This is a genomic window from Pseudomonas sp. ERMR1:02 (genome assembly GCF_002277815.1).
Taxonomy (GTDB): Bacteria; Pseudomonadota; Gammaproteobacteria; order Pseudomonadales; family Pseudomonadaceae; genus Aquipseudomonas.
The window spans coordinates 420,637-442,358 of sequence record NZ_NKJI01000003.1 but is presented as its reverse complement, the minus strand read 5'-3'; the positions used below and the strand labels follow the sequence as shown (position 1 = coordinate 442,358).

At 59.6% G+C, this 21,722-nt stretch carries 19 protein-coding genes and 1 pseudogene; 6 read left to right on the top strand and 14 right to left on the bottom strand.

All coding sequences use genetic code 11. From position 1 onward, the window contains the following. Positions 1 to 6: 6 nt before the first annotated feature. From CES87_RS08165 to CES87_RS08125, 9 genes are all read right to left on the bottom strand, one after another. Entirely contained in the window at positions 7 to 825 is an 819-nt protein-coding gene (locus tag CES87_RS08165; RefSeq protein WP_128605730.1) for a DUF4892 domain-containing protein, read from the bottom strand. Beyond that, positions 822 to 1,481 (bottom strand): glutathione S-transferase family protein, encoded by a 660-nt coding sequence (locus CES87_RS08160; protein WP_128605729.1) that lies wholly within the window; start codon positions 1,479 to 1,481, stop codon positions 822 to 824. The genes CES87_RS08165 and CES87_RS08160 overlap by 4 nt, the downstream gene beginning before the upstream one ends. 50 nt (positions 1,482 to 1,531) lie before the next feature. Further along, the gene (locus CES87_RS08155) at positions 1,532 to 2,386 is read right to left on the bottom strand and encodes an alpha/beta hydrolase (protein ID WP_128605728.1); all 855 of its coding nucleotides are present in this window, start codon (positions 2,384 to 2,386) and stop codon (positions 1,532 to 1,534) included. Continuing rightward, on the bottom strand, positions 2,383 to 3,186 hold the full coding sequence (locus CES87_RS08150; protein ID WP_128605727.1) for an alpha/beta fold hydrolase: 804 nt from the start codon (positions 3,184 to 3,186) through the stop codon (positions 2,383 to 2,385). The genes CES87_RS08155 and CES87_RS08150 overlap by 4 nt, the downstream gene beginning before the upstream one ends. Before the next feature lie 219 nt (positions 3,187 to 3,405). Next, positions 3,406 to 3,849 carry a hotdog fold thioesterase gene (locus CES87_RS08145; protein ID WP_059406909.1) on the bottom strand — a complete coding sequence of 148 codons (444 nt, stop codon included), beginning with the start codon at positions 3,847 to 3,849 and terminating at the stop codon, positions 3,406 to 3,408. Positions 3,850 to 3,881: 32 nt separating this feature from the next. Beyond that, on the bottom strand, positions 3,882 to 5,549 hold the full coding sequence (locus tag CES87_RS08140; RefSeq protein WP_128605726.1) for an AMP-binding protein: 1,668 nt from the start codon (positions 5,547 to 5,549) through the stop codon (positions 3,882 to 3,884). Positions 5,550 to 5,747: 198 nt separating this feature from the next. Next, positions 5,748 to 6,203: a phosphohistidine phosphatase SixA gene (gene sixA, locus CES87_RS08135; RefSeq protein WP_128605725.1), complete on the bottom strand. Its 456-nt coding sequence runs from the start codon at positions 6,201 to 6,203 to the stop codon at positions 5,748 to 5,750. After that, positions 6,200 to 6,547: a DUF4389 domain-containing protein gene (locus CES87_RS08130; RefSeq protein WP_128605724.1), complete on the bottom strand. Its 348-nt coding sequence runs from the start codon at positions 6,545 to 6,547 to the stop codon at positions 6,200 to 6,202. Before CES87_RS08130 ends, sixA begins: the two co-directional genes overlap by 4 nt. Before the next feature lie 30 nt (positions 6,548 to 6,577). Further along, complete coding sequence (locus CES87_RS08125; RefSeq protein ID WP_128605723.1) at positions 6,578 to 7,603, bottom strand: NAD(P)H-dependent glycerol-3-phosphate dehydrogenase; 1,026 nt, start codon at positions 7,601 to 7,603, stop codon at positions 6,578 to 6,580. Between the two features lie 194 nt (positions 7,604 to 7,797). On the opposite strand from CES87_RS08125, the gene CES87_RS08120 reads away from it, so the two are divergent. The 6 genes and pseudogenes from CES87_RS08120 (at position 7,798) to CES87_RS08090 (ending at position 15,315) form a co-directional block, all read left to right on the top strand. Beyond that, positions 7,798 to 9,921: a TonB-dependent siderophore receptor gene (locus CES87_RS08120; RefSeq protein ID WP_128605722.1), complete on the top strand. Its 2,124-nt coding sequence runs from the start codon at positions 7,798 to 7,800 to the stop codon at positions 9,919 to 9,921. A gap of 1 nt (position 9,922) precedes the next feature. Then, positions 9,923 to 10,854 (top strand): annotated as a pseudogene (locus tag CES87_RS08115) (ABC transporter substrate-binding protein). Beyond that, entirely contained in the window at positions 10,851 to 12,752 is a 1,902-nt protein-coding gene (locus tag CES87_RS08110) for an ATP-binding protein (RefSeq protein ID WP_128605721.1), read from the top strand. Before CES87_RS08115 ends, CES87_RS08110 begins: the two are co-directional and overlap by 4 nt. Before the next feature lie 247 nt (positions 12,753 to 12,999). Beyond that, a complete protein-coding gene (gene fabA / locus CES87_RS08105) occupies positions 13,000 to 13,515 on the top strand; it encodes a 3-hydroxyacyl-[acyl-carrier-protein] dehydratase FabA (protein ID WP_128605720.1) in 516 nt (171 codons plus the stop codon). A gap of 11 nt (positions 13,516 to 13,526) precedes the next feature. Beyond that, positions 13,527 to 14,747 carry a beta-ketoacyl-ACP synthase I gene (fabB, locus tag CES87_RS08100; protein WP_044461945.1) on the top strand — a complete coding sequence of 407 codons (1,221 nt, stop codon included), beginning with the start codon at positions 13,527 to 13,529 and terminating at the stop codon, positions 14,745 to 14,747. A 379-nt stretch (positions 14,748 to 15,126) separates the two neighbouring features. Continuing rightward, a complete protein-coding gene (locus CES87_RS08090) occupies positions 15,127 to 15,315 on the top strand; it encodes a hypothetical protein (protein WP_128605718.1) in 189 nt (62 codons plus the stop codon). 137 nt (positions 15,316 to 15,452) lie between these two features. Here the strand turns inward: CES87_RS08090 and CES87_RS08085 are convergent, their stop codons facing one another. The 5 genes from CES87_RS08085 to cysM all read right to left on the bottom strand — a co-directional run bounded on the left by CES87_RS08085 (position 15,453) and on the right by cysM (position 21,611). Continuing rightward, a complete protein-coding gene (locus tag CES87_RS08085; protein WP_128605717.1) occupies positions 15,453 to 15,995 on the bottom strand; it encodes a DUF2058 domain-containing protein in 543 nt (180 codons plus the stop codon). A gap of 28 nt (positions 15,996 to 16,023) precedes the next feature. Further along, the gene (gene mazG, locus CES87_RS08080; protein WP_128605716.1) at positions 16,024 to 16,857 is read right to left on the bottom strand and encodes a nucleoside triphosphate pyrophosphohydrolase; all 834 of its coding nucleotides are present in this window, start codon (positions 16,855 to 16,857) and stop codon (positions 16,024 to 16,026) included. Positions 16,858 to 16,989: 132 nt separating this feature from the next. Next, positions 16,990 to 19,233, bottom strand: coding sequence for a GTP diphosphokinase (gene relA / locus CES87_RS08075; RefSeq protein ID WP_128605715.1), 2,244 nt, complete (start codon positions 19,231 to 19,233; stop codon positions 16,990 to 16,992). A 123-nt stretch (positions 19,234 to 19,356) separates the two neighbouring features. Then, complete coding sequence (gene rlmD, locus CES87_RS08070) at positions 19,357 to 20,709, bottom strand: 23S rRNA (uracil(1939)-C(5))-methyltransferase RlmD (protein WP_128605714.1); 1,353 nt, start codon at positions 20,707 to 20,709, stop codon at positions 19,357 to 19,359. Continuing rightward, the gene (gene cysM / locus CES87_RS08065) at positions 20,709 to 21,611 is read right to left on the bottom strand and encodes a cysteine synthase CysM (RefSeq protein ID WP_128605797.1); all 903 of its coding nucleotides are present in this window, start codon (positions 21,609 to 21,611) and stop codon (positions 20,709 to 20,711) included. Before cysM ends, rlmD begins: the two co-directional genes overlap by 1 nt. Positions 21,612 to 21,722 lie beyond the last annotated feature (111 nt).

Genomic DNA, 21,722 nt, shown 5'->3' with positions numbered 1-21,722 from the left:
TAAAGCTTATCGCAACAGTTGGAAATGCAGGCCAGAGCCTTCGACGCTGCCGGTCTCCATCCGTGCCGCACGCACACCCTGCCCGATCAATGCCTGACGCCAGGCTTCGGCATTCGCTCCGGAAATACTCACCCGCAGGGTCGCGTCCAGGTTCATGCCACGGGAAATCAATCGCAGCCAGGAGTCATCTGGCGCATTGGTCAGTTTGGGGAAGTCTAGTTCGCCGGTGCTCTTGAGTTCGCGCAGCAAGGTCGCGGAGGTCGGCAGCAAATCGCCCAGCGGTGCGGCTGCATCGAACTGTTCGACGTGAAGATAGGCTTTGCGATTGCCTCGAGTGATGCTGTAAAGAGCCACCAACGTATTGTCCTGAGGGGCGGCCAGACGCAACAGCAGGTACGCCTGTTCATTATCGGAGCCGTAGAGCTTGGCGTTGCCGAACACTTCGTTGGCCCACAGGCTGCTTTCACCGCAATCACGGGCCTGGCACCAGAACAGCAACTGAGCGTTCTGCTTCTGCAACGCTTCGCGGGCAGCGGTGAAGGCATCGATGGATGAATGTTCCGGCGGCAACTCGTAGGTCACCGACGTGACGTTGCCACGGGTGCTGACCTGACCGTCGAAGCGCAACTGGCCGCTGATCTTGCGGATCGAACCGAGCGGATAAATCCGCTCGAATTCGGCCGCAGGGCGGTAGTCGACGATTTGCGCATCGGTCATGCGCGGCACGATCGGCAGGTCCTGACTGCCCGGGATATCAGCGGCAAACAAAAGGGGACTGAAACTACACAGTGCCAGCAGACTGAGAGAACGCTTCGATAGACTCATCGGATCAGCATGGCCTGGGCACCCTTGACGACGCTGGCGTCATCGGTGCGTTCAGGAATCAGCAAACCGCGCTGCACCGCTGGCCGCGCTTCCATGGTTGCCATCCAGCGTTGCAACGCTGTCAGGCCATCCACCGAAACACCGGACCACTCGTAGCCACGTACCCATGGGAAGGTCGCAATGTCGGCAATGCTGTACTCCCCGGCGAGAAACTCCTCGGCTTGCAGACGGGTGTCGAGCACTTCGTAGAGGCGGCGTGTTTCATGCTGATAGCGGTCGATGGCGCCCTGGAGTTTTTCCGGAAAATACCGGAAAAACACGTTGGCCTGCCCCTGCATCGGGCCGATGCCGCCCATCTGGAACATCAGCCACTGCAATGCTACCGAACGCCCCTTGGGGTCGGTGGGCAACAGTTTGCCGGTCATTTCAGCGAGGTAAATCAGGATGGCGCCGGATTCGAACACGGCGAAATCACCGTTGGCGCGATCGACAATCGCCGGAATCCGGCCATTGGGGTTGATCTTGAGGAAGTCCGGGGACTTCTGTTCCTTCTTGTCGAAACTCAAGGCCTGCACTGTGTAAGGCAGGCCGAGTTCCTCGAGCACGATAGAGACCTTGTGGCCATTCGGGGTCGCAGCGGTGTACAGATCTATCATGGTTGTCTCCCATTTCAACCCGCCCAGCCTCGACAGTTGCCCGGCGCAAGTCAAGGAACGGCGAAGAACCGATTGAAACAGTCTGCGACAAGATCGGCACCGGACTCGTCATTCAGGTGCAAATGGTGGCCGCCTGGCAGCTGTTCACGGCTAAAGGGTAGACGCTCCAGCAATTCAGGATGCTTGGCGAGCATGCCGTCGGCGGCAACCACCAGTTTTGCAGGACAACTGACGCGTTGGACAAAAGCCATCGCTTGTTCAGTGGTAAGACGTAGCGGCGATGGCAGCGTAAGGCGATTGTCGGTGCGCCAGGTGTAACCGCCCGGCACCGGCATCAGGCCACGCTGGGCCAGCAACTCGGCGGCTTCGCGACTGACCGCCACTACCCCCTTCATTCGCGCCTCGATGGCCCGTTCGAGAGTGCCGTAGACCGGCTTGCGTTTTTCCCGTAGATCCAGCTGCGCCTGCAAGGCCATGCCCATGCGTTCGGCAGCATTTTCGCCTTTGTCTGTAGGAGGAATGATGCCGTCGATCAACGCCAGATGAGTGACACGTTCTGGCAGTGACCCGGCAATGATCAAGGAAGCGATCGCCCCCATCGAGTGACCCAGCAGCGCAAAACGGCTTAAGCCAAGCTGGTCGGCGACTTGCAGTACATCGTGGGCATAGTCCCACATGGCATAGCCGGCACCCGCCGGACGATGCCCGGAGTGACCGTGACCGGCCATGTCCAGGGCAATGATGCGCAAGCCTTTGAGCTTCGGCGCCAGCCGGGCGAAACTGTTGGCATTGTCGAGCCAGCCATGCAGGGCGATTACTGGCAAACCGTCTTCAGGGCCGAACAAATGTGCCGCCAGTTCGATGTGCGGCAGGCTCAGGCGGACTTCTTCGACGACGTTGCTCATGCGCAATCCTGCTGGCGACCGTCCCAGCGGCTAAACAGTTTTTTCAGCATTGCGGCAGTGTCCTTGGGGCGTTCGAGGGGGAACATGTGGCCACCGGGCATGGACAAGGCTTCGCCCAGCGGCATGCGCCCGACCGAACTGGTTTGATGACGCATCACCACCCGGCTCTTGTGTCCGCGTACCAGCGCCAGCGGCACTTTCAACTGCCGGGTGCGGCCAGGGCTGGTGTGGGGCACGCCACGGTAGATACTGATTTCCGTGGCCGGATCGAAGCGCAGGCGCAGCTTGTCGCCGACCTGTTGCAAACCGTATTGCAGGTAGGCGTCGAAACACTCCGGATCGAACCCGCGAAACAGGGTTTTTCCGGCGAAATAGCGGCGGGCGCTTTCGAGGTCGGCGAACTCTTCGCGTCGTCCCAAGGTACGGCCAGCGGGCGTCAACTTATCGATGAAACCGAAGCGCTTGGCAGCCCGGATCACCCATTGATCGGTGCGGGTGAGCACCGGCGAATCGAGCATTACCACCCCGCGATACAGCTCGGGGCAACGCAATGCTGCGTGCAGGTGCAGCACGCCGCCGAAGGAGTGGCCGACACCCCAGACCGGTTCCGCCTGTTGCTGCAGGTGATGGATCAGTTCGTCCACCAGGTTGTACCAGTTGTCGTCCGCCGGGAAACGCGGGTCATGGGCGTGTTGCTCCAGATGCGTCACCTGATACTCGGGCGCCAGCGCTGCGAACAACTTGCCGTAGGTGCCCGAAGGGAAACCATTGGCGTGGGCGAAGAATATCTGTTGCGACATACCGGAACATCCATGAGCGAGAACAGACGTTGATTGTCCGTAAGACCGTGCCCTACAGCAATGACCGTAACTGACAGGAATGATGACAGTCCGGCCATGGTAAAGCAGATCCTTGTAGGAGCGAGCTCGCGATGAACGCCAGAACACCTCGGGGAATCAGGCACCCAGCGTTATCGTTGGCGACCATCGCGAGCAGGCTCGCTCCTACAGGGTACGAGGTCAACGCGTGGGCGGGTTTTCACCCAGCGGCACCACCGCCATGGTCAAGCGCGACACGCAACTGGCCTTGCCCTCATCGCTAGTTAAGCGAATGTCCCAGACATGGGTCGTGCGACCAATGTGGATCGGCTTGGCCACCGCTGTCACCCGGCCACTTCGCAAGCCTCGAAGATGGTTGGCGTTGATTTCCAGGCCCACGCAGTAAAACTTGCTGGCGTCGATGCACAGGTAACTCGCCATGGAGCCGACGGACTCGGCCAGCACCACCGAGGCGCCACCATGCAGCAAGCCGTAAGGCTGGTGGGTGCGGTGGTCGATGACCATGCTCGCGGTCAGCGACTCTTCATCGAAGGCTTCGAAGCGGATATCCAGCACTTCGCCAATGGTGTTTTTCTGGATTGCGTTCAACTGTTCGATGTTGGGTGTGGTTCGCCACAGGCTCATCGCAGGTTTTCCTTGTTGGTTTTGTTCGTGGCTCAATCCTGCCACAGCACCGCTTCGCTGCGCTCGCTCCATTCATCGAAGCGTGCGCCGTAGGCCGCTTCGATGACGTTGCGCTTGATCTTCAGGGTCGGTGTGAGGAAGCCGTTTTCCACGGCCCAGCTGTCCTTGACCACCACCAGGCGCCGTAAGCGTTCGTGTTTATCGAGGGCCGCATTGACCTCTTCCAGCAATTTTTCCAGACTGGAGAGCAAACCTGCGCGCGCCGCTCCCCCCGCGTCCTGCTGCCCCACCGCCGAGAGAACGCACAAGCCCAATGGTGCACTCAAGCCATCGCCAACCACGCATACCTGCTCGATGCGTGAATGCACCGCCAGGCGATTTTCGATGGGCGCCGGTGCCACGTACTTGCCTTTGCTGGTCTTGAAAATTTCCTTCAGGCGACCGGTCAGGCGCAGGTAACCTTCGGCGTCTTCCTCGCCTTTGTCGCCGGTGCGCAGGAAGCCGTCCGCGGTGATGGTGTCGGCGGTTTTCTGCGGCTCCTTGAAATACCCGAGCATGGTCGCGCCGCTGCGTACCAGCACCTCGCCCGATTCATCGATTCGTACCTCGACCTCCGGGCAGGGCTTGCCGATCCAGCCAGGTTTGTTCTGCCCCGGCAGACAGATGTGCGAGTAGCCGCAGCTTTCCGTCATGCCGTAGACCTCCAGCACATCCAGCCCCAGTTTGCGGTACCACAGCAGCAAGCTCAGCGGCACCGGCGCGGCACCGGACAACGCCACGCGCAAGGCATCAAGGCCCAATCCAGCGAGGACTTTGTGCCCGACCCGCTTGCCGATAATCGGCAGACCGAGCAGGAAGTCGAGGCGTTTTTCCGGGATCTTGCTGTACACACCCATCTGAAATTTGGTCCAGATGCGTGGCACGCCGAACAGCGCCGTCGGCCGGGCACGCCGCAGATCGGTAAGGAAGGTGTCGAGGCTCTCGGCAAAGAATACGGTTTGCCCGGTATAAATTGACGCGAGTTCGACGAACATCCGTTCGGCAACGTGGCAAAGCGGCAGGTAGGACAGCAGTCGATCCGACTCCTTCAGGCCGAACAACTGCGTGCCGCGAGTGGTGGCGAATCCCAGATTGCCGAAGCTGTGCATCACCCCTTTGGGCATGCCGGTAGTGCCGGATGTGTAGATGATGGTCGCCAGTTGATCTGCGCCAGGCTTGGGGTCGTCCTGGATCGGCGAACTGCGTTGCAGATCGGCCCAGCTGAAATCGAAGGTGCCTGGCGGATGCAGCGGCAGGCTGATGGTCACCAGGTCCGGGCGGACTCCGCGGGACATGCCAGGCCAGTCATCGAGTTTGCCAATAAAGGCCAACGCCACTTCCGAGTGCTCCAGCACCTGGGCCGCGGACTCGGCTGTAAGGTTTGGGTACAGTGGCACGCAAACATGCCCGGCCATCCAGATTGCCAGGTCGGCAATGATCCAGTGCGAACAGTTTTTCGATATCAGGGCGATGTGACTGCCTTGGGGCAATTCGCGGGCCCGCAGCCAGTGCGCCGCGCAGCGGGCCTGATGACCGACGTCGGCCCAGGTCAGGGTCTCGACCTGCCCGCCGCCGATAGGCTGGACCATAAAGCGCTGGCGGGGATGACGGGCTTCACGCTCGTAGAACACATCCAACGGCAAACGAAAAGCAGCAGACATGCGACTCGCTCCTTTGTTTTTGGTCTGGAGCAAGCGTAGCTAACCAAGCAACTGCTTGGTTGGCAATTTCATACAATATTTTTTGAACGACATGGGACCTGTAGGGGGGAGGATTGCCCGCGAAGAGGCCCTTGAAACCGCCAAGAGCTTCGCGGTCAAGCCTCGCTCCTACACAAGCAAAAAGCAAAAATAGAGCGCTTATGGGTGCTTGATGCTGTTGAGCTTCATCGATCCGATCAGCAGTTCATTGCTTTCAAGCTCGGCCAAGCCGGCGGTACTGACTCTTTCCGGTGGATGACCGGCGCCATGTTGCAGGTAGCTGAGCAGGTTCCCCACCAGTGGATTATGGGAAACCAGCAGCACATTAGTTACTGACTTCAATTGATCGGTAACTCTGTCGGGGTCGACATCCGGGGTCAACCACTCGACGATGCGGATTTCCGGCCCGAAACCCAAGGTATCCCGTACCAGTTGCGCGGTCTGCTGCGCTCGCACATAAGGGCTGGCGTAGATCGCTGTAAGCGGCTGACCAATCAGGTTGGCAGCGGCACGCAGCACTTCTGCACGACCGTTGGCCGTTAATTCCCGCTCCGAATCGTGGGGCGTGGAACCGTGTGGTACAGCTTCACCATGACGCAATACCCAGAGTTTCATAGCTTGGGTTCCTCATCTCGGGCCGGATGCGGGGCTGGCGCCACGACGTGCGGCGCTTCACCTTCCGGCGTACGCGGCGTTGGCCAATCGGCGAACGGCCAGGGCTTCTGGTCGCTGTGAAAACTGCCGAAACGACCGATCTGCGCCAGAAACTGGCTCAGGCTGTCGCCGAAGTTCATCAGGGTGGCGCTCGGGGCGCCATAGATCAAACGATAGATCAACTGCACCAGCACCACCGCGCCAAGAATGAATTGCGCCACTTGCCAAACCAGCACAAAGACGATCATCCAAAGTACCCGCAGCAGAATGGACTCGTATTTGGCTTCTACTTTTTGATCGCTCATGTCTCGCTCCGTTCCTGATAAGTAGAGGGCTCAGTTGAAACCGCTGGTGGAAATAAAGTCGACGTCGGTTTTCGGCTCACCACGCATCAGCAGCCCGATCACCTGCTCAAGCGTGCGCCCTTCGAACAGGATCGCGTGCAGCCCGGCGACCAGCGGCATGTACACGCCCACTTCCTGGGCCTTGGCCTTGAGCACCTTGAGGGTATTCACGCCTTCGGCCACTTCGCCCAGACGGTTGACCGCCTCCTCCAGGCTCAACCCCTGGCCGAGGGCAAACCCGACCTGGTAGTTACGACTTTTCGGCGACGAACAGGTCACGATCAAATCGCCCACGCCTGCCAGACCGAGAAAGGTCATCGGGTTGGCGCCCTGATTCACCGCGAAGCGTGTCATCTCCGCCAGCGCCCGGGTGATCAGCATGCTCTTGGTGTTTTCTCCCATGTTCAGCGCCACCGCCATGCCGGCGATGATCGCGTAGCAGTTCTTCAACGCCCCGCCCAGCTCCACGCCGAAACGGTCGGCGCTGGCGTACACACGAAACGTACGGCCATGCAGTACGGCTTGAACCCGTTCGCAGAGTTCTTCGTCTTCACTGGCGACTACCGTTGCGGTCAACGCGTGCTCGGCGATTTCACGGGCCAGATTCGGCCCGGACAAAACGCCGATGCGCGCTTGCGGGGCGATCTCTTCGAGGATCTGGCTCATCAGCTTGAATGTGTGGGCTTCGATACCCTTGGTCAGGCTCACCAGCATCTTGCCGCGCAGCAGTTCGGCATGCGGGGCCAACACCGAACGCAGCGCGCTGGATGGCAACGCGACGAAACTCAGGTCGCAGGCTTGCAGGGTGGCTTGCAGGTCGGTGACCGGGGTCACACCGGGCAGAATCTTGATGCCTTTAAGGTAGCGCGGGTTCTCGCGATTGACCCGAATGGCCTCGGCCTGTTCGGGATCACGCATCCACTGCAGCACCTGATGCCCGTTTTCGGCGAGCAGGTTAGCCACGGCGGTACCAAAACTTCCGCCTCCCAGGACCGCAATCGGGCGCTGTTCAGTCATATGCAATCCGTTAATCCATACCAGTGGCGATGTCGGCATTATACGGAGCGTCCCAGTGTCGGCCAGCCCCCGCGTCAATTACCGCGCATAAGGAATGAAGTCCGATAAAACCACGGAAAGTGCTGACATCGTGACTGGAAAAGTCATCCGGCTCGGTTAACATGCGCGCCATCAATAATAAACAGGGAAGTGTCGTGTCACTGGGTTCGCCTTCACCCCACTCGCCGCTGGTACTGGCGCTGGTCTTCAGCTCGCCATTGCTGGCTGACGACTTGTTCCTCGACAGCGACTCGCTGCCACAAGTGCTCACGGCCACACGGTTGAAGCAGTCGCCGGCCGCCGTGCCGGGAAGCATGACGGTGATCGATAACGCCCTGATCACCGCCAGTGGCGCCCGTGACATTAGCGAAGTGCTCCGGTTGGTGCCAGGCATGATGGTCGGCAACATCAGCGGCAATCAGGCGGCGGTGAACTATCACGGCACCAATGCCACCGAAGCGCGACGCATGCAGGTGCTGATCGATGGCCGCTCGGTCTACCGTGCAGGCCTGTCCACGGTTGACTGGAGCGACATTCCGGTGGCCATGGAGGATATCGAACGCATCGAAGTTTTCCGCGGCCCGAACACCGTCAGCTATGGCGCCAATGCGTTGATGGCGGTGGTCAATATCATTACGCGAAACCCGGCGGACAGCCACGGTACGCGGATGAAAGTCACTCGCGGTCAGCGTGGCATCGACGATTTTTATGCCAGCCAGGGCGTGGGTTGGAATGATGGTGACTTGCGCCTGTCGCTGTCCGGCCAGCAGGACGATGGCTTCGATGCCGACCGCAACGGCGCCGATTACCGCGACAGTCGCCGCTTGAACCGCTTCAACCTGGCTGTCAGCCAGACCCTCAACGAACGGCATAGTATCGATTGGCAGTTGAACGCCAAAGAAGGCAGCAACCAGCGTCCGTATACCTACCGCCCGGTGTTTTCAGGGATTACCAATTCCGGAAACAATTCCGACGTCACGGCCAAGGACTACGCCGGCTCGCTGCGCTGGAACCTCGACATCAATCCCGATCACAGCCTGTACGTTCAGGGCTCGGCCCAGCATTGGGACCGTCAGCAGACCTGGCGCGCCTGTGATGCCGAGGTGTCATTCAGCCCACAGCTGACCGAGCTCTGGCAGCTCAACCCGAACTACACCGAACGCCTTGCGCGCAACATCGAGAGTTTCACCAGCTCCGGCGCACCCGCCGGCGATCCTGCCCAGCAGGCATTGGCCAATCAGGTACTCGATCAGTGGCGCAACGGCGCCCGACAGACCGTGTGCGGCAACATCGACCAAAGCACCCGAGAGTCACGCTACGACCTCGAATTGCAGGACACCCTGAGCCTGTCCGATAGCCTGCGGCTGGTCAGCGGCTTGAACTATCGTTACGACCGGGCAGACTCCGAGACCTACTTCAATGGCACCCTTGATGACACCACCTGGCGGGCATTCGGCCAACTCGAGTGGCGCGCCAGCGAACACTGGCTGCTGCAGGGTGGTGCCATGTTCGAAGACACACAGTTGATTGGCAGTTCGCTGACCCCGCGAGTGGCGGTCAATTACCTGATCAATCCACGCCATGGTTTGCGTGCAGTGTATTCCGAAGCCATCCGTTCGCCGGACATGTTCGAGAACAGCGTCAACTGGAGCTACCGGGTCACCAACTTGCAGCCCGGCGCGTATGGCCAGTCCAGTGCCCGTTATTTCGTCAAGACCCGCGGCCCGGGTAACCTCGATCAGGAACACATGCGTTCCCGGGAGTTGGGTTACAACGGCTATTTTGCCGAGTGGGGGCTGGCGGTCGACGTGAAGCTGTTTTACGACGAAATCACCGGCATGATCAGCGAACCGTTGCGCAACAATCAGTTCATTGCAAGCAACGCCAACACTGCACGTTTTTCGGGAGCCGAAACTCAGCTCGACTGGAGAATCGGCAATGCCGACCGACTGCGCCTGACCTATGCCTACGTCGATGCCGACGCGAGCAATCGGCAGGACACACAACAGACCGCACGCAACAGCGGTTCCGCCGGCTGGCTGCGGGACTGGGGACATGGCTGGAACAGTGCACTTTTCTACTATGGCGACGACGCACTCAACGGCTACCGCTTCGAGCGGGTCGATACACGCATCGCCAAACGCATTGACCTGGGCAAGGCCAGCCTGGAACTGGCCGGCGTACTTGCGCAACGCCTCGACAATCAGCCCACCACCTTTGTCGACAACAACTACGATGAGCATCGGGTGATGTACTTCAGCGCGGAGCTGGCGTTTTAAGATGGCACATTGTCCGCCACGCAAGACGCCAAGTGTTGGTCACCTGCTGGCGATGCTGTGCCTGGTGATCAGCGGCTGGCTGAGCTGCCTGTCGGCCAACGGCGCGGACATTCTGTTGACCGGTGCCGAAGACAGCCCCGGCGTGCAATCCTTCATCCAGGCCCTGCGCGCATTGCGCCCTGGCGATCACGTGCGCTTCCAGCCGCTGGCCAACCTGCCTTCGCCCGGGGAACTCGCGGGCGACATCCGTTTGATTCTGCTCGACTTGCCAAGCCTCGACTGGCGCCTGCAAGACGCCCAAGGCCCGGCGACACTGGTGCTGCGTATCAGCCGTCTGCAAGCACAACAGCATCTTGGCGAAAGCTTGCCCCCGTACCTCAGTCTGCTCTGGAGCGACCCGCCGCTGGACCGCCAATTGCGCCTGACCCGAATCCTTCTGCCGCAAGTAAAAAGGGTCGGTGTGTTGTACGACCGTCACAGCGAATTTCTGTTAAAAGAATTGCGTCGGGCTGCTCATCCACTGGGGCTTGAGGTGGTCACCGAGCGCTGGGACAACATCCATGACAGTCGTCCGTTGCAAGCCTTGCTGAACAGCAGCGATGTGCTGCTGGGCCTCGATGACTCCGATCTGTACAACCCGAAACTGCAAAAAACCTGCTACTGAGCAGCTACTCGCGACAGTTGGCGCTGATCGGTCCCAACGCCGGATTCGTCAGGGCCGGAAGCCTGGCCAGCACCTACAGCGATCAGAGCGATTGGCTGGCGATTCTCGATGAGCTGCTCGACCAGCCTCCCGCCACCTGGCCGCGCACGCACTACCCACCTCGCTTCAAAGTCTCAAGCAATCCGCAGGTGGCTCGTTCATTAGGTATTGAACAGATAAACGAAGCGTCTGTCGCAACACTGTTGGCTGAAAGAGAACGCCGCCCATGACCTTCCGTCGCCATTGGGACATCAACACCCGGACCCAGCTCATCAGCCTCGGCCCCGCCCTGCTGCTGACATTGCTGTTGATCAGCTTCTTTACCTTCGTGCGAATCCAGGACCTGCGACAGGAGCTCGACCACACGGGCCAACTCATCGCCAACCAACTGGCCCCGGCCACCGAGTACGGGGTGATTTCCGGCAACAACGAGGTGCTGGAGACTCTGCTCAAGGCCACGCTGGCTACGCCCAACGTGCGTTTTCTGGAAATCCAGGACAGCGCCAACCGGATTCTGGTGTACGTCGAACAACCATCGGCCATCCACACCCGCCCGCACCAGGTTGAAGTATTCCAGGCGCCGGTGCGGTTGCAACGGATCCCGCTGCACAATGATTTTTTCCAGAACAGCAAAGTCGCCAGCACGGCCCCGGCCGAGGATTATCTGGGCCGGGTGATCGTCGGCTTGTCCAACGATGCGTTCAGTCAGCGTCAGCAGGAGATCCTGCTCAAGGCCGGGATTCTGGCGCTGTTCGCTCTGCTATTTACTTTCGTACTCGCCCGGCGCTTGGCGGGCAGCCTGTCACAACCGATCCGCGACATCGGCGACGCGGTCAAGGCGATCCAGGAAGGCGACTACAAAACGCCCCTGCCCATTGTCGACGACACCGAACTGGGCGCCCTGTCGCAACACATCAACAACCTTGCCAGTGGTCTCGAACAGGCCAGCCGCGAACAGCATCAGGCCATGGCGCAGTTGATCCAGACCCGTGAAGAGGCCGAGAAGGCCAACAACGCAAAATCCGATTTCCTCGCGATGATGAGCCACGAACTGCGCACGCCGATGAACGGGGTACTGGGCATGCTTCAGCTGCTGGAAACCACCGATATGACGCCGGAGCAGGTCGAGTACGCAGCGCTGGCTTCAGAGTCGACCGAGCATCTGCTCAAAGTCATCAACGATATTCTGGATTTCTCGCGCATAGAGCGCTCGGAACTGGAGCTGGAACACATTCCGTTCAACCTCGCCGACCTGATCGGCGCCTGCGCCCAGTCTTTCCAGCACAGCGCCGCACAACGCAGGCTGGATCTGCAATTGCTGATCCCCGAGGACATGCAAGCGTTGCAGGTTCAGGGCGATCCAACGCGGATCCGGCAGATTCTGGTCAACTTGATCGGCAACGCGCTGAAGTTCACGGAACAGGGTCGCGTCTCTATCGAACCGCAGTGGCAGTCACTGGATCATGAATTGCTGTGGTTCACCTGCACCGTGCGCGACAGTGGGATCGGCATTGCGAGCGACAGCCTGGAATTGATGTTCAACGCGTTTCTGCAGGCCGACAGTTCTATTTCAAGACGTTACGGCGGCACCGGCCTGGGCCTGCCGATTGCCCGAACCCTGGCCGAACGCATGGGTGGCACCCTTCGCGCCCAGAGCGAAGAAGGGCGTGGTTCGGTGTTCACCCTGGAAATCCCGCTGGCGCTTTATCAACAGCCATTGCCAGTGCTGGCACCTCGGGCGTCGACGGGCAAGGACGATGGCGAAGGCCGCAATGTATTGCTGGTCGAAGACAATCCGGTCAATCAGACAGTCATCGAAGCGATGTTACGCAGCCTGGGCTTTACTGTCAGCGTCGCCGCCGATGGCGCGCAGGCGGTGCGCAGTGCCGAAAGCCTGATTTTCGAAGCGATTCTGATGGACTGCCGATTACCAGTCATCGACGGCTACGAAGCCACCCGACAGATTCGCCGACTTCCCGGTTGCATTGATTTGCCGATCATCGCCCTGACGGCGAATGCCTTGCAGGGTGATCGCGAAGCCTGTTTGTCGGCGGGGATGAACGATTACCTGGCCAAGCCCTTCAAACGTACTGATCTTCAGCAAATTCTGCAGCGATGGGTGCAGTAGTACAGGCCTTTCGAGCATCTGCGACTGGCGTGAAAGGCGAAAGTGCGGCAGTCTTAGGCACCCGAACAGGCCCGAAAAGGGGCTTGGATAAAAATTTCAGTGCACAAGTGTACATTCATGTCCTTGGTGCTGTGACTTTCACCACAACGCAATAGTCTATGAGTAGGCTGCCGGTTCGAGGCATGAACGCATCGATCGGCCGGGAAGATTTACCCCACCTGCCGCATGGGACTATTGAGGAGCTCGCATGACCAAACAAAACGCCTTTACCCGGGAAGACCTGCTGCGCTGCAGTCGCGGTGAGCTGTTCGGCCAAGGTAACGCGCAACTGCCCGCCCCGAACATGCTGATGGTTGATCGCATCACGCTGATCAGCGAAGAGGGTGGCAAGTACGGCAAAGGTGAATTGGTCGCCGAGCTGGATATCAATCCGGACCTGTGGTTCTTCGCCTGCCATTTCGAAGGCGATCCGGTGATGCCGGGCTGCCTGGGCCTCGACGCCATGTGGCAACTGGTCGGTTTTTTCCTCGGCTGGCAAGGCTTGCCGGGCCGCGGTCGCGCCTTGGGTTCGGGGGAAGTGAAGTTCTTCGGCCAGGTCCTGCCGACCGCCAAGAAAGTCACCTATAACATTCATATCAAGCGCGTCCTGAAGGGCAAGCTGAACCTGGCCATCGCCGACGGTTCGGTCACTGTCGACGGTCGCGAAATCTACACCGCCGAAGGCCTCCGGGTCGGCGTATTCACCTCCACTGACAACTTCTAAGGGTTATCCGCATGCGCCGCGTCGTTATCACTGGTCTGGGCATTGTTTCGTGCCTGGGCAATGACAAAGAGACCGTCTCCGCTAACCTGCGTGCAAGCCGCCCTGGCATCCGGTTCAACCCGGAATATGCCGAAATGGGTCTGCGTAGCCAGGTTTCCGGCTCCATCGACCTCAACCTTGAAGAACTGATCGATCGCAAGATTTATCGCTTCGTCGGCCACGCGGCGGCTTACGCCTACCTGGCCATGAAAGACGCCATCACCGACTCCGGCCTGACCGAAGAGCAAGTGTCCAACCCGCGTACCGGCCTGATCGCCGGCTCTGGTGGCGCGTCCACGCTGAACCAGATGGAAGCGCTGGACATCCTGCGCGAGAAAGGCGTCAAGCGCGTCGGCCCTTACCGTGTGACGCGGACCATGAGCAGCACCGTTTCCGCTTGCCTGGCCACGCCGTTCAAGATCAAGGGCCTGAACTACTCCATCGCTTCTGCCTGCGCCACCAGTGCTCACTGCATCGGTACCGCCATGGAACAGATCCAGATGGGCAAGCAGGACATCGTTTTCGCCGGTGGCGGTGAAGAAGAGCATTGGAGCCAGTCGTTCTTGTTCGACGCGATGGGCGCCCTGTCCAGCAAGCGCAACGACACCCCGGAACAAGCCTCCCGTGCCTACGACGCCGACCGTGACGGTTTCGTCATCGCCGGCGGTGGTGGCATGGTGGTGGTTGAAGAGCTGGAACATGCTCTGGCCCGTGGCGCGAAGATCTACGCGGAAATCGTTGGCTACGGCGCGACCTCCGACGGCTACGACATGGTTGCTCCAAGTGGCGAAGGCGCCATCCGCTGCATGCAGATGGCCATGTCCACCGTCGACACTCCGATCGACTACCTGAACACCCACGGCACTTCGACCCCGGTCGGCGACGTCGCGGAAATGAAGGGTGTGCGTGAAGTGTTTGGCGACAAGGCTCCGGCCATCAGCTCCACCAAGAGCCTGTCGGGTCACTCACTGGGCGCCGCCGGCGTTCACGAAGCGATCTACTGCATGCTGATGATGGAAGGCAACTTCATTGCCGGCTCCGCCAACATCGACGAGCTGGACCCGGAAGTGGCTGACCTGCCGGTGCTGACCAAGACCCGCGAAAACGCCACCATCAACACCGTGATGAGCAACAGCTTCGGTTTCGGTGGCACCAACGCCACACTGGTACTCAAGCGCTGGCAGGGTAAGTAATCCCCCGCCTTTGAGCCGCACAAAAAACGCCCCGACTGGTTCGGGGCGTTTTTTTGTGCCTGAAAAATGTGTCACCGCAAATCGCTTCTCGTCGGAGCCAGGCTTGCCAGCGAAGGCGTACTCAAGGCCGCTTTCGCCGGCAAGCCTGGCTCCTACAAGTGCTTGGTTAAACCTGCCGACTCTGCTCACGAACATGAAGCTTTTGTCATGAAACCAAACGCCTTGCGACTGAATGCCGCGGATTTCACTGGCTGCAGGACTGTTTCCATTTTTGCAAAAAACCCTTTCCAAACTCAGTCATTTACTTAGCAGGCTAACAAAACCTATAACAGAGTCCTGCACATGCCTTGCTGCAGATAACAGAGATTGGAGCTAGCAGATGACTGTAAAAGTAACTGAACGCGACGATTCACATAAATCCCATGAAGTCGTGGCCGCCGGAATCCGGATCTGGGATGTGCATCAACAGGACCTGCTGGTCGGGATGTTCCATTGCGAGATAGACGCCCACAACTACAAGGCCGAACTGGAAGCACTGGAGCAGCAACGAGAACTACGCTCTGCGTAGGAGCAAGCTTGCTCGCGATGGACTCAAGAGCGCTGCGTTTAACCAGTAAACACGCGCAATCGTTAACGACCATCGCGAGCAAGCTCGCTCCTACAACAGCATTGCGGTATGAGAGGGGTCTTACAGCCTCTGACGGCTTACCACATCAGATCATCAGGGATCTGATAGGCCGCGTACGGATCGTCTTCGGACGCGACTTCTTCGGTCTGCACGTTAAGCTGCACGATACGTTGTGGATCACGCTCCTGAATTTTCAGGGCCGCTTCCCGAGGTATCACTTCATAGCCGCCGGCGTGATGCACGATGGCCAATGATCCGTTGCTGAGCTTGTTGCGCATCAGCGTGTTGACCGAGAGACGCTTGACCTTCTTGTCGTCGACGAAGTTGTAGTAGTCCTCGGTCGTCAATTTCGGCAGGCGCGTGGCTTCGATCAATTGCTTGATCTGCGCGACACGGGCCTTGGCCTCGGCTTTTTCCTGCTGCTGGCGGTTGAGTTCCTGATCGCGCTTGACCTTCTCGGCCATGGCTTCCTGGGCCGCACGCTGCTGGGAATCATCGAGTTCGATCTGGCCCTTGTGGGCCAGGCGCTGTTGTTTCTGCTTGTCTTTGCTGACCTGCTTGGCCTGCTTCTGGTTGACCAGCCCTGCTTTGAGCAACTGGTCACGAAGGGAAATGCTCATGGTGCTTATTACTCACTTAGGCAACTGCTCAACCGCAGCTGGGCACATTCTTTTCCTGACGTTTGGCTTCGCCCCATAGGGCGTCCAACTCTTCGAGGGTGCAATCTTCCATGGGACGGTGGGTGTCGCGCAATGCCTGTTCGATAAAACGGAAGCGTCGCTCGAACTTGCTGTTGGCGCCACGCAGCGCGGTTTCCGGGTCGACCTTGAGGTGGCGCGCCAGATTGACCACGGAAAACAGCAGATCACCGACTTCATCAGCCACTGCCGCTGGATCGTTTTCAGACATGGCTTCGAGTACTTCATCCAGTTCTTCACGAACTTTATCGAGGACCGGCAACGCGTCCGGCCAGTCGAATCCGACCTGCCCTGCGCGCTTTTGCAACTTGGCTGATCGGGACAACGCCGGCAATGCGGCTGGGACGTCATCGAGCAAGGAGAGCTGTTCAGGAGCGGAGGATTTCTCTGCGCGTTCTTCGGCCTTGATTTCCTCCCAGCGCTGCTTGACCTGCTCTTCACTCAGACGCGGAACGTCCAGCGGCGCATACAGATCACCAGTGGGGAAAACGTGAGGATGACGGCGGATCAGCTTGCGGGTGATGCTGTCCACCACGCCATCGAATTCGAAGCGCCCTTCTTCCCGGGCCAACTGGCTGTAATAAACCACCTGAAACAGCAGATCGCCCAGCTCACCCTGCAAGTGATCGAAGTCACCACGCTCGATGGCGTCGGCGACTTCGTAGGCTTCCTCAAGGGTATGCGGGACGATGGTGGCGTAGGTTTGCTTGATGTCCCACGGGCAACCGTACTGTGGGTCGCGCAGACGGTTCATCAGATGTAGCAGGTCTTCAAGTTTGTACATCGATCATCTCGTCCAAACATGTCGTAATTGCCACGGAAATCGCCAACCCTGTAGGAGCGAGGCTTGCCCGCGAAGGCGGTGTGTCAGGTATGCAGCCTTCGCGGGCAAGTCTCGCTCCTACAGGGGGCGGTGTCATGGGGTTCGGTTACGCCGTGTCTCGATAATGTTCGGCAATTGGGAAATCCGCCCCAGCAACCGCCCCAGCGCATCAAGGCCCGGAATCTCGATGGTCAGGGACATCAACGCAGTGTTGTCCTCTTTGTTCGAGCGGGTGTTGACCGCCAGCACGTTGATCCGCTCGTTGAGCAGCACTTGGGAAACGTCACGCAGCAGTCCCGAACGGTCGTAAGCGCGAATGACAATGTCCACCGGGTAAGTGAGCACCGGCACCGGCCCCCAGCTGACCTGAATGATTCGCTCTGGTTCTCGGCCACCCAACTGCAGCACCGAGGCGCAGTCCTGTCGGTGGATACTGACACCGCGCCCCTGGGTGATGTAACCGACGATCGCATCCCCCGGCAGCGGCTGGCAGCAGCCCGCCATCTGGGTCATCAGGTTGCCCACGCCCTGGATCTGAATGTCGCCACGCTTGCCCGGTTTGTAACCGGTGGCCTTGCGCGGAATCAGTTCCAGCTGTTCATTGCCGCGCTCCGGTTCGACCAGTTGCTGCGCCAGGTTGACTAGTTGCGCCAGGCGCAAGTCGCCGGCACCGAGCGCGGCAAACATGTCCTCGGCGGTTTTCATGTTGGCCTTGTCGGCCAGCTTGTCGAAATCCACAGCCGGCAGACCGAGGCGATTGAGTTCACGTTCCAGCAGGGTTTTACCGGCGGCGACGTTCTGATCGCGTGCCTGCAACTTGAACCAGTGAACGATCTTTGCTCGTGCCCGTGACGTGGTGACGTAACCCAGATTCGGGTTCAGCCAGTCGCGACTCGGGGTGCCGTGCTTGCTGGTGATGATCTCGACCTGTTCACCGGTTTGCAGGCTGTAGTTGAGCGGCACGATACGCCCGTTGATCTTGGCGCCCCGGCAGTTGTGACCGATTTCAGTGTGCACGCGGTAGGCGAAGTCCAGCGGTGTCGCACCCTTCGGCAAATCGATGGCGTGACCGTCCGGGGTGAAGATGTACACGCGATCGGGTTCGATATCGACCCGCAACTGCTCTGCCAGACCACCGATGTCGCCCAGCTCTTCATGCCACTCGAGCACCTGACGCAGCCAGGAAATTTTCTCTTCGTAGTGATTGGAGCCGGATTTGACGTCGGTGCCTTTGTAACGCCAGTGGGCGCAAACGCCCAGTTCGGCCTCTTCGTGCATTGTGTGGGTACGGATCTGCACTTCCAGCACTTTGCCCTCGGGCCCGATCACCGCCGTGTGCAGCGAGCGGTAGCCGTTTTCCTTGGGGTTGGCGATGTAGTCGTCGAACTCTTTCGGGATGTGCCGCCACAAGGTGTGGACAATGCCGAGCGCGGTGTAGCAGTCGCGCATTTCCGGCACCAGCACGCGAACGGCGCGCACGTCGTAGATCTGGCTGAACTCCAGACCCTTACGTTGCATTTTGCGCCAGATCGAATAGATGTGTTTGGCCCGGCCGCTGATATCGGCGTCGACACCGGTGGCCTGCAACTCGTTTTTCAGTTGGCTCATCACGTCGCTGATGAAGCGCTCGCGATCCAGTCGCCGCTCGTGGAGCAACTTGGCGATCTGCTTGTACTGGTCAGGCTCAAGGTAACGGAAGGACAAATCTTCCAGTTCCCATTTGATGTGACCGATACCCAAACGGTGGGCGAGTGGCGCGTAGATGTCGAAAACCTCGCGGGCCACGCGGTTGCGCTTTTCGTCATCAGCAGTTTTCACCGCACGGATCGCGCAGGTGCGTTCGGCCAGTTTTATCAGTGCGACGCGTACGTCGTCGACCATGGCCACGAGCATCTTGCGCAGGTTTTCCACCTGGCCTTGAGTGCCCAGCACCAGGGATTTACGGGGGGTCAAACTGTCGCTGATCGCCGCCATGCGCTGCACGCCGTCGATAAGCTTGGCCACCAGTGGACCGAAGCGCTGGCTGACCGCCGACAACAGGATCTGGCCTTCGCGCACGCCCCGGTACAGGACCGCGGCAACCAGCGAATCCTGATCGAGTTTGAGGTCGGCGAGAATCTCGGCGATCTCAAGGCCGGTGCGGAAACTCGAGTTTCCTTCAGACCACAAATTATTCGCCGCATTGGCTTGTTGTTCGGCCTCGCGAGCGTACTCGCAGGCTTCTTTCAAGGCTTCGCGATCCAGTGCCAGATCGACACTGACCGCATGATCGAGCCAAGCCTCGAGATTGATACTGCCGTCGGTATTGATCGGCTGGTGTGCTCTCACCTGTACCATCTTGCTTACCTTCCCTACGACGCAGATTCAATGCGTCAGAATCGCTGACCTTCGTTGCCCGTACGCCCACGTCGGGCTGGTGTGCGGCTGCACGGGCGGGCCAGTCGGACCAGACGAGCCATCCTAGCTCGCTTCAAATAACGCCATGGCCTCGACATGTGCCGTTTGAGGAAACATATCGAGAATCCCGGCACGTTTTAACCGGTAGCCCTGCTTGATCAATTCGACCGTGTCGCGCGCCAGAGTTGCCGGGTTGCACGACACATACACCAACCGTTCGGCACCCAGCGACTTGAGCTTGCGAACCACCTCGAAAGCACCGTCACGCGGTGGGTCCAAGAGTACCGCAGAAAAGCCTTCACGCGCCCATTCGGCATCGGTCAAAGGCTGGGATAAATCGGCCTGAAAAAACTTCGCGTTATGCAGATTGTTGCTGATGGCGTTAGCAGCTGCCCGCTCGACCATCACCTGCACACCTTCCACCGCCACCACTTCGCGAACGGTTTGCGCCAGCGGCAAGGCAAAGTTGCCCAGGCCACAGAACAAATCGAGTACTCGCTCATCCGCAGTCGGCTTCAACCAATCCAGTGCCTGGGCAACCATTGCTTCGTTGACCCCGGCGTTGACCTGGACAAAATCCCCGGGTCGATACGCCAACTCCAGATTCCACTGTTCTAGACGATAGCCCAACGATTGAGCAGCCTCGACCGGTTGCGGTTCGCCGTCGCCGTGCAGCCACAACTGGGCTTCATGGAACGCACAGAAATCCTTGAGGATCGTTAGGTCGGCGTCGGACAACGGCGCCATGTGCCGCAGCAAAACCGCCAGCGAAGAACCTGCGAACAACTCCACATGACCGAGCGCCTGGGGCTTGCTCAGGCGCCGCAGCATTTCCGGCAAGCGGGTCATGATCGGTTGCAAGGGTTGTACCAGCACCGGGCATTCGTCGATGGCGACAATGTCGTGGCTGCCAGCGGCGCGGAAACCGACTTCGAGTTTTTTCGCCTTCATGTCCCAGCGCACGGCGACGCGGGCGCGACGACGGTAGGCGAACTCAGGCCCGCTCAAAGGGGCGGCCCATTCTTCTGGCTCGACGCCGGCGACCCTGGACAACTGCTCGGCGAGCATGCGCTGTTTCAGGGCGAGTTGTTCGTTATGTGGCAGATGCTGCACGCTGCAACCGCCGCAGCGATCGGCATGGGCGCACGGCGCCGGGCGACGCAGTTCGCTGGCCTTGAACACCCGTTCGGTACGTGCCTCAACCACTTTGCCATGGGCACCGAGCACGCGCGCCTCGATATCCTCACCAGCCAATGCGCCGAGAACAAACCAGGTGCGGCCTTCGAAAAACGCGATACCACGACCGTCATTGGCCAGGCGCTCGATGGTCAGGCGCTGCTTTTTACCGGTCGGGACTTGCGGGGCCTTGCTGCCGCCCGTGGGCTGGAAGCGCAGGCCTCTCTCATGCTTGGCCATCAGTTGGGCGCGTCGAAAATGCCGGTCGACAGATAACGGTCGCCTCGGTCGCAGATGATCGCGACGATCACCGCGTTTTCAACTTCCTGGGACAGACGCAGCATGGCTGCCACGGCACCGCCGGACGACACGCCGCAGAAAATTCCTTCTTCACGGGCCAGACGACGGGTCACATCTTCGGCTTCGCTCTGGGCCATGTCGACGATGCGGTCAACGCGATCGGCCTGGTAGATCTTAGGCAGGTATTCCTGGGGCCAGCGACGGATGCCCGGAATCGCTGAACCTTCCATGGGTTGCAGACCGATGATCTGCACGTTCTCGTTCTGCTCTTTCAAGTAGCGCGAGACGCCCATGATGGTACCGGTGGTGCCCATGGAGCTGACGAAATGGGTGATGGTGCCCTCGGTCTGGCGCCAGATTTCCGGGCCGGTGGTGGTGTAGTGCGCCTCAGGGTTGTCCCCGTTGGCGAACTGATCCAGCACCTTGCCGAGGCCTTCGGCTTCCATACGCTGAGCAAGGTCGCGGGCGCCTTCCATGCCCTCTTCCTGAGTAACCAGAATCAACTCGGCGCCATACGCCGTCATCGCGGCCTTGCGCTCGGCGCTGGAGTTGTCCGGCATGATCAGGATCATCTTGTAACCCTTGATTGCGGCGGCCATGGCCAGCGCAATCCCGGTATTACCTGAGGTGGCTTCGATCAGCGTATCGCCGGCATGGATCTGCCCGCGCAACTCGGCGCGAGTGATCATCGACAGCGCCGGACGGTCCTTGACCGAACCCGCCGGGTTGTTCCCTTCGAGCTTGAGCAAAAGGGTGTTGCTGGTGGCACCGGGCAGGCGCTGCAATTGGACCAGCGGAGTGTTGCCGACGCAATCGGCGATGGTTGGGTACTGCAAGGTCATGGCGTAATTCGCAATCCAGACTGCGGGGGCGCCTATCATACCGGCAAACCTTCGAAGGCCATATCACGCAAAGTGCGGTGCTTATGGCTTATCGGAATAAGGCAGGGTTAT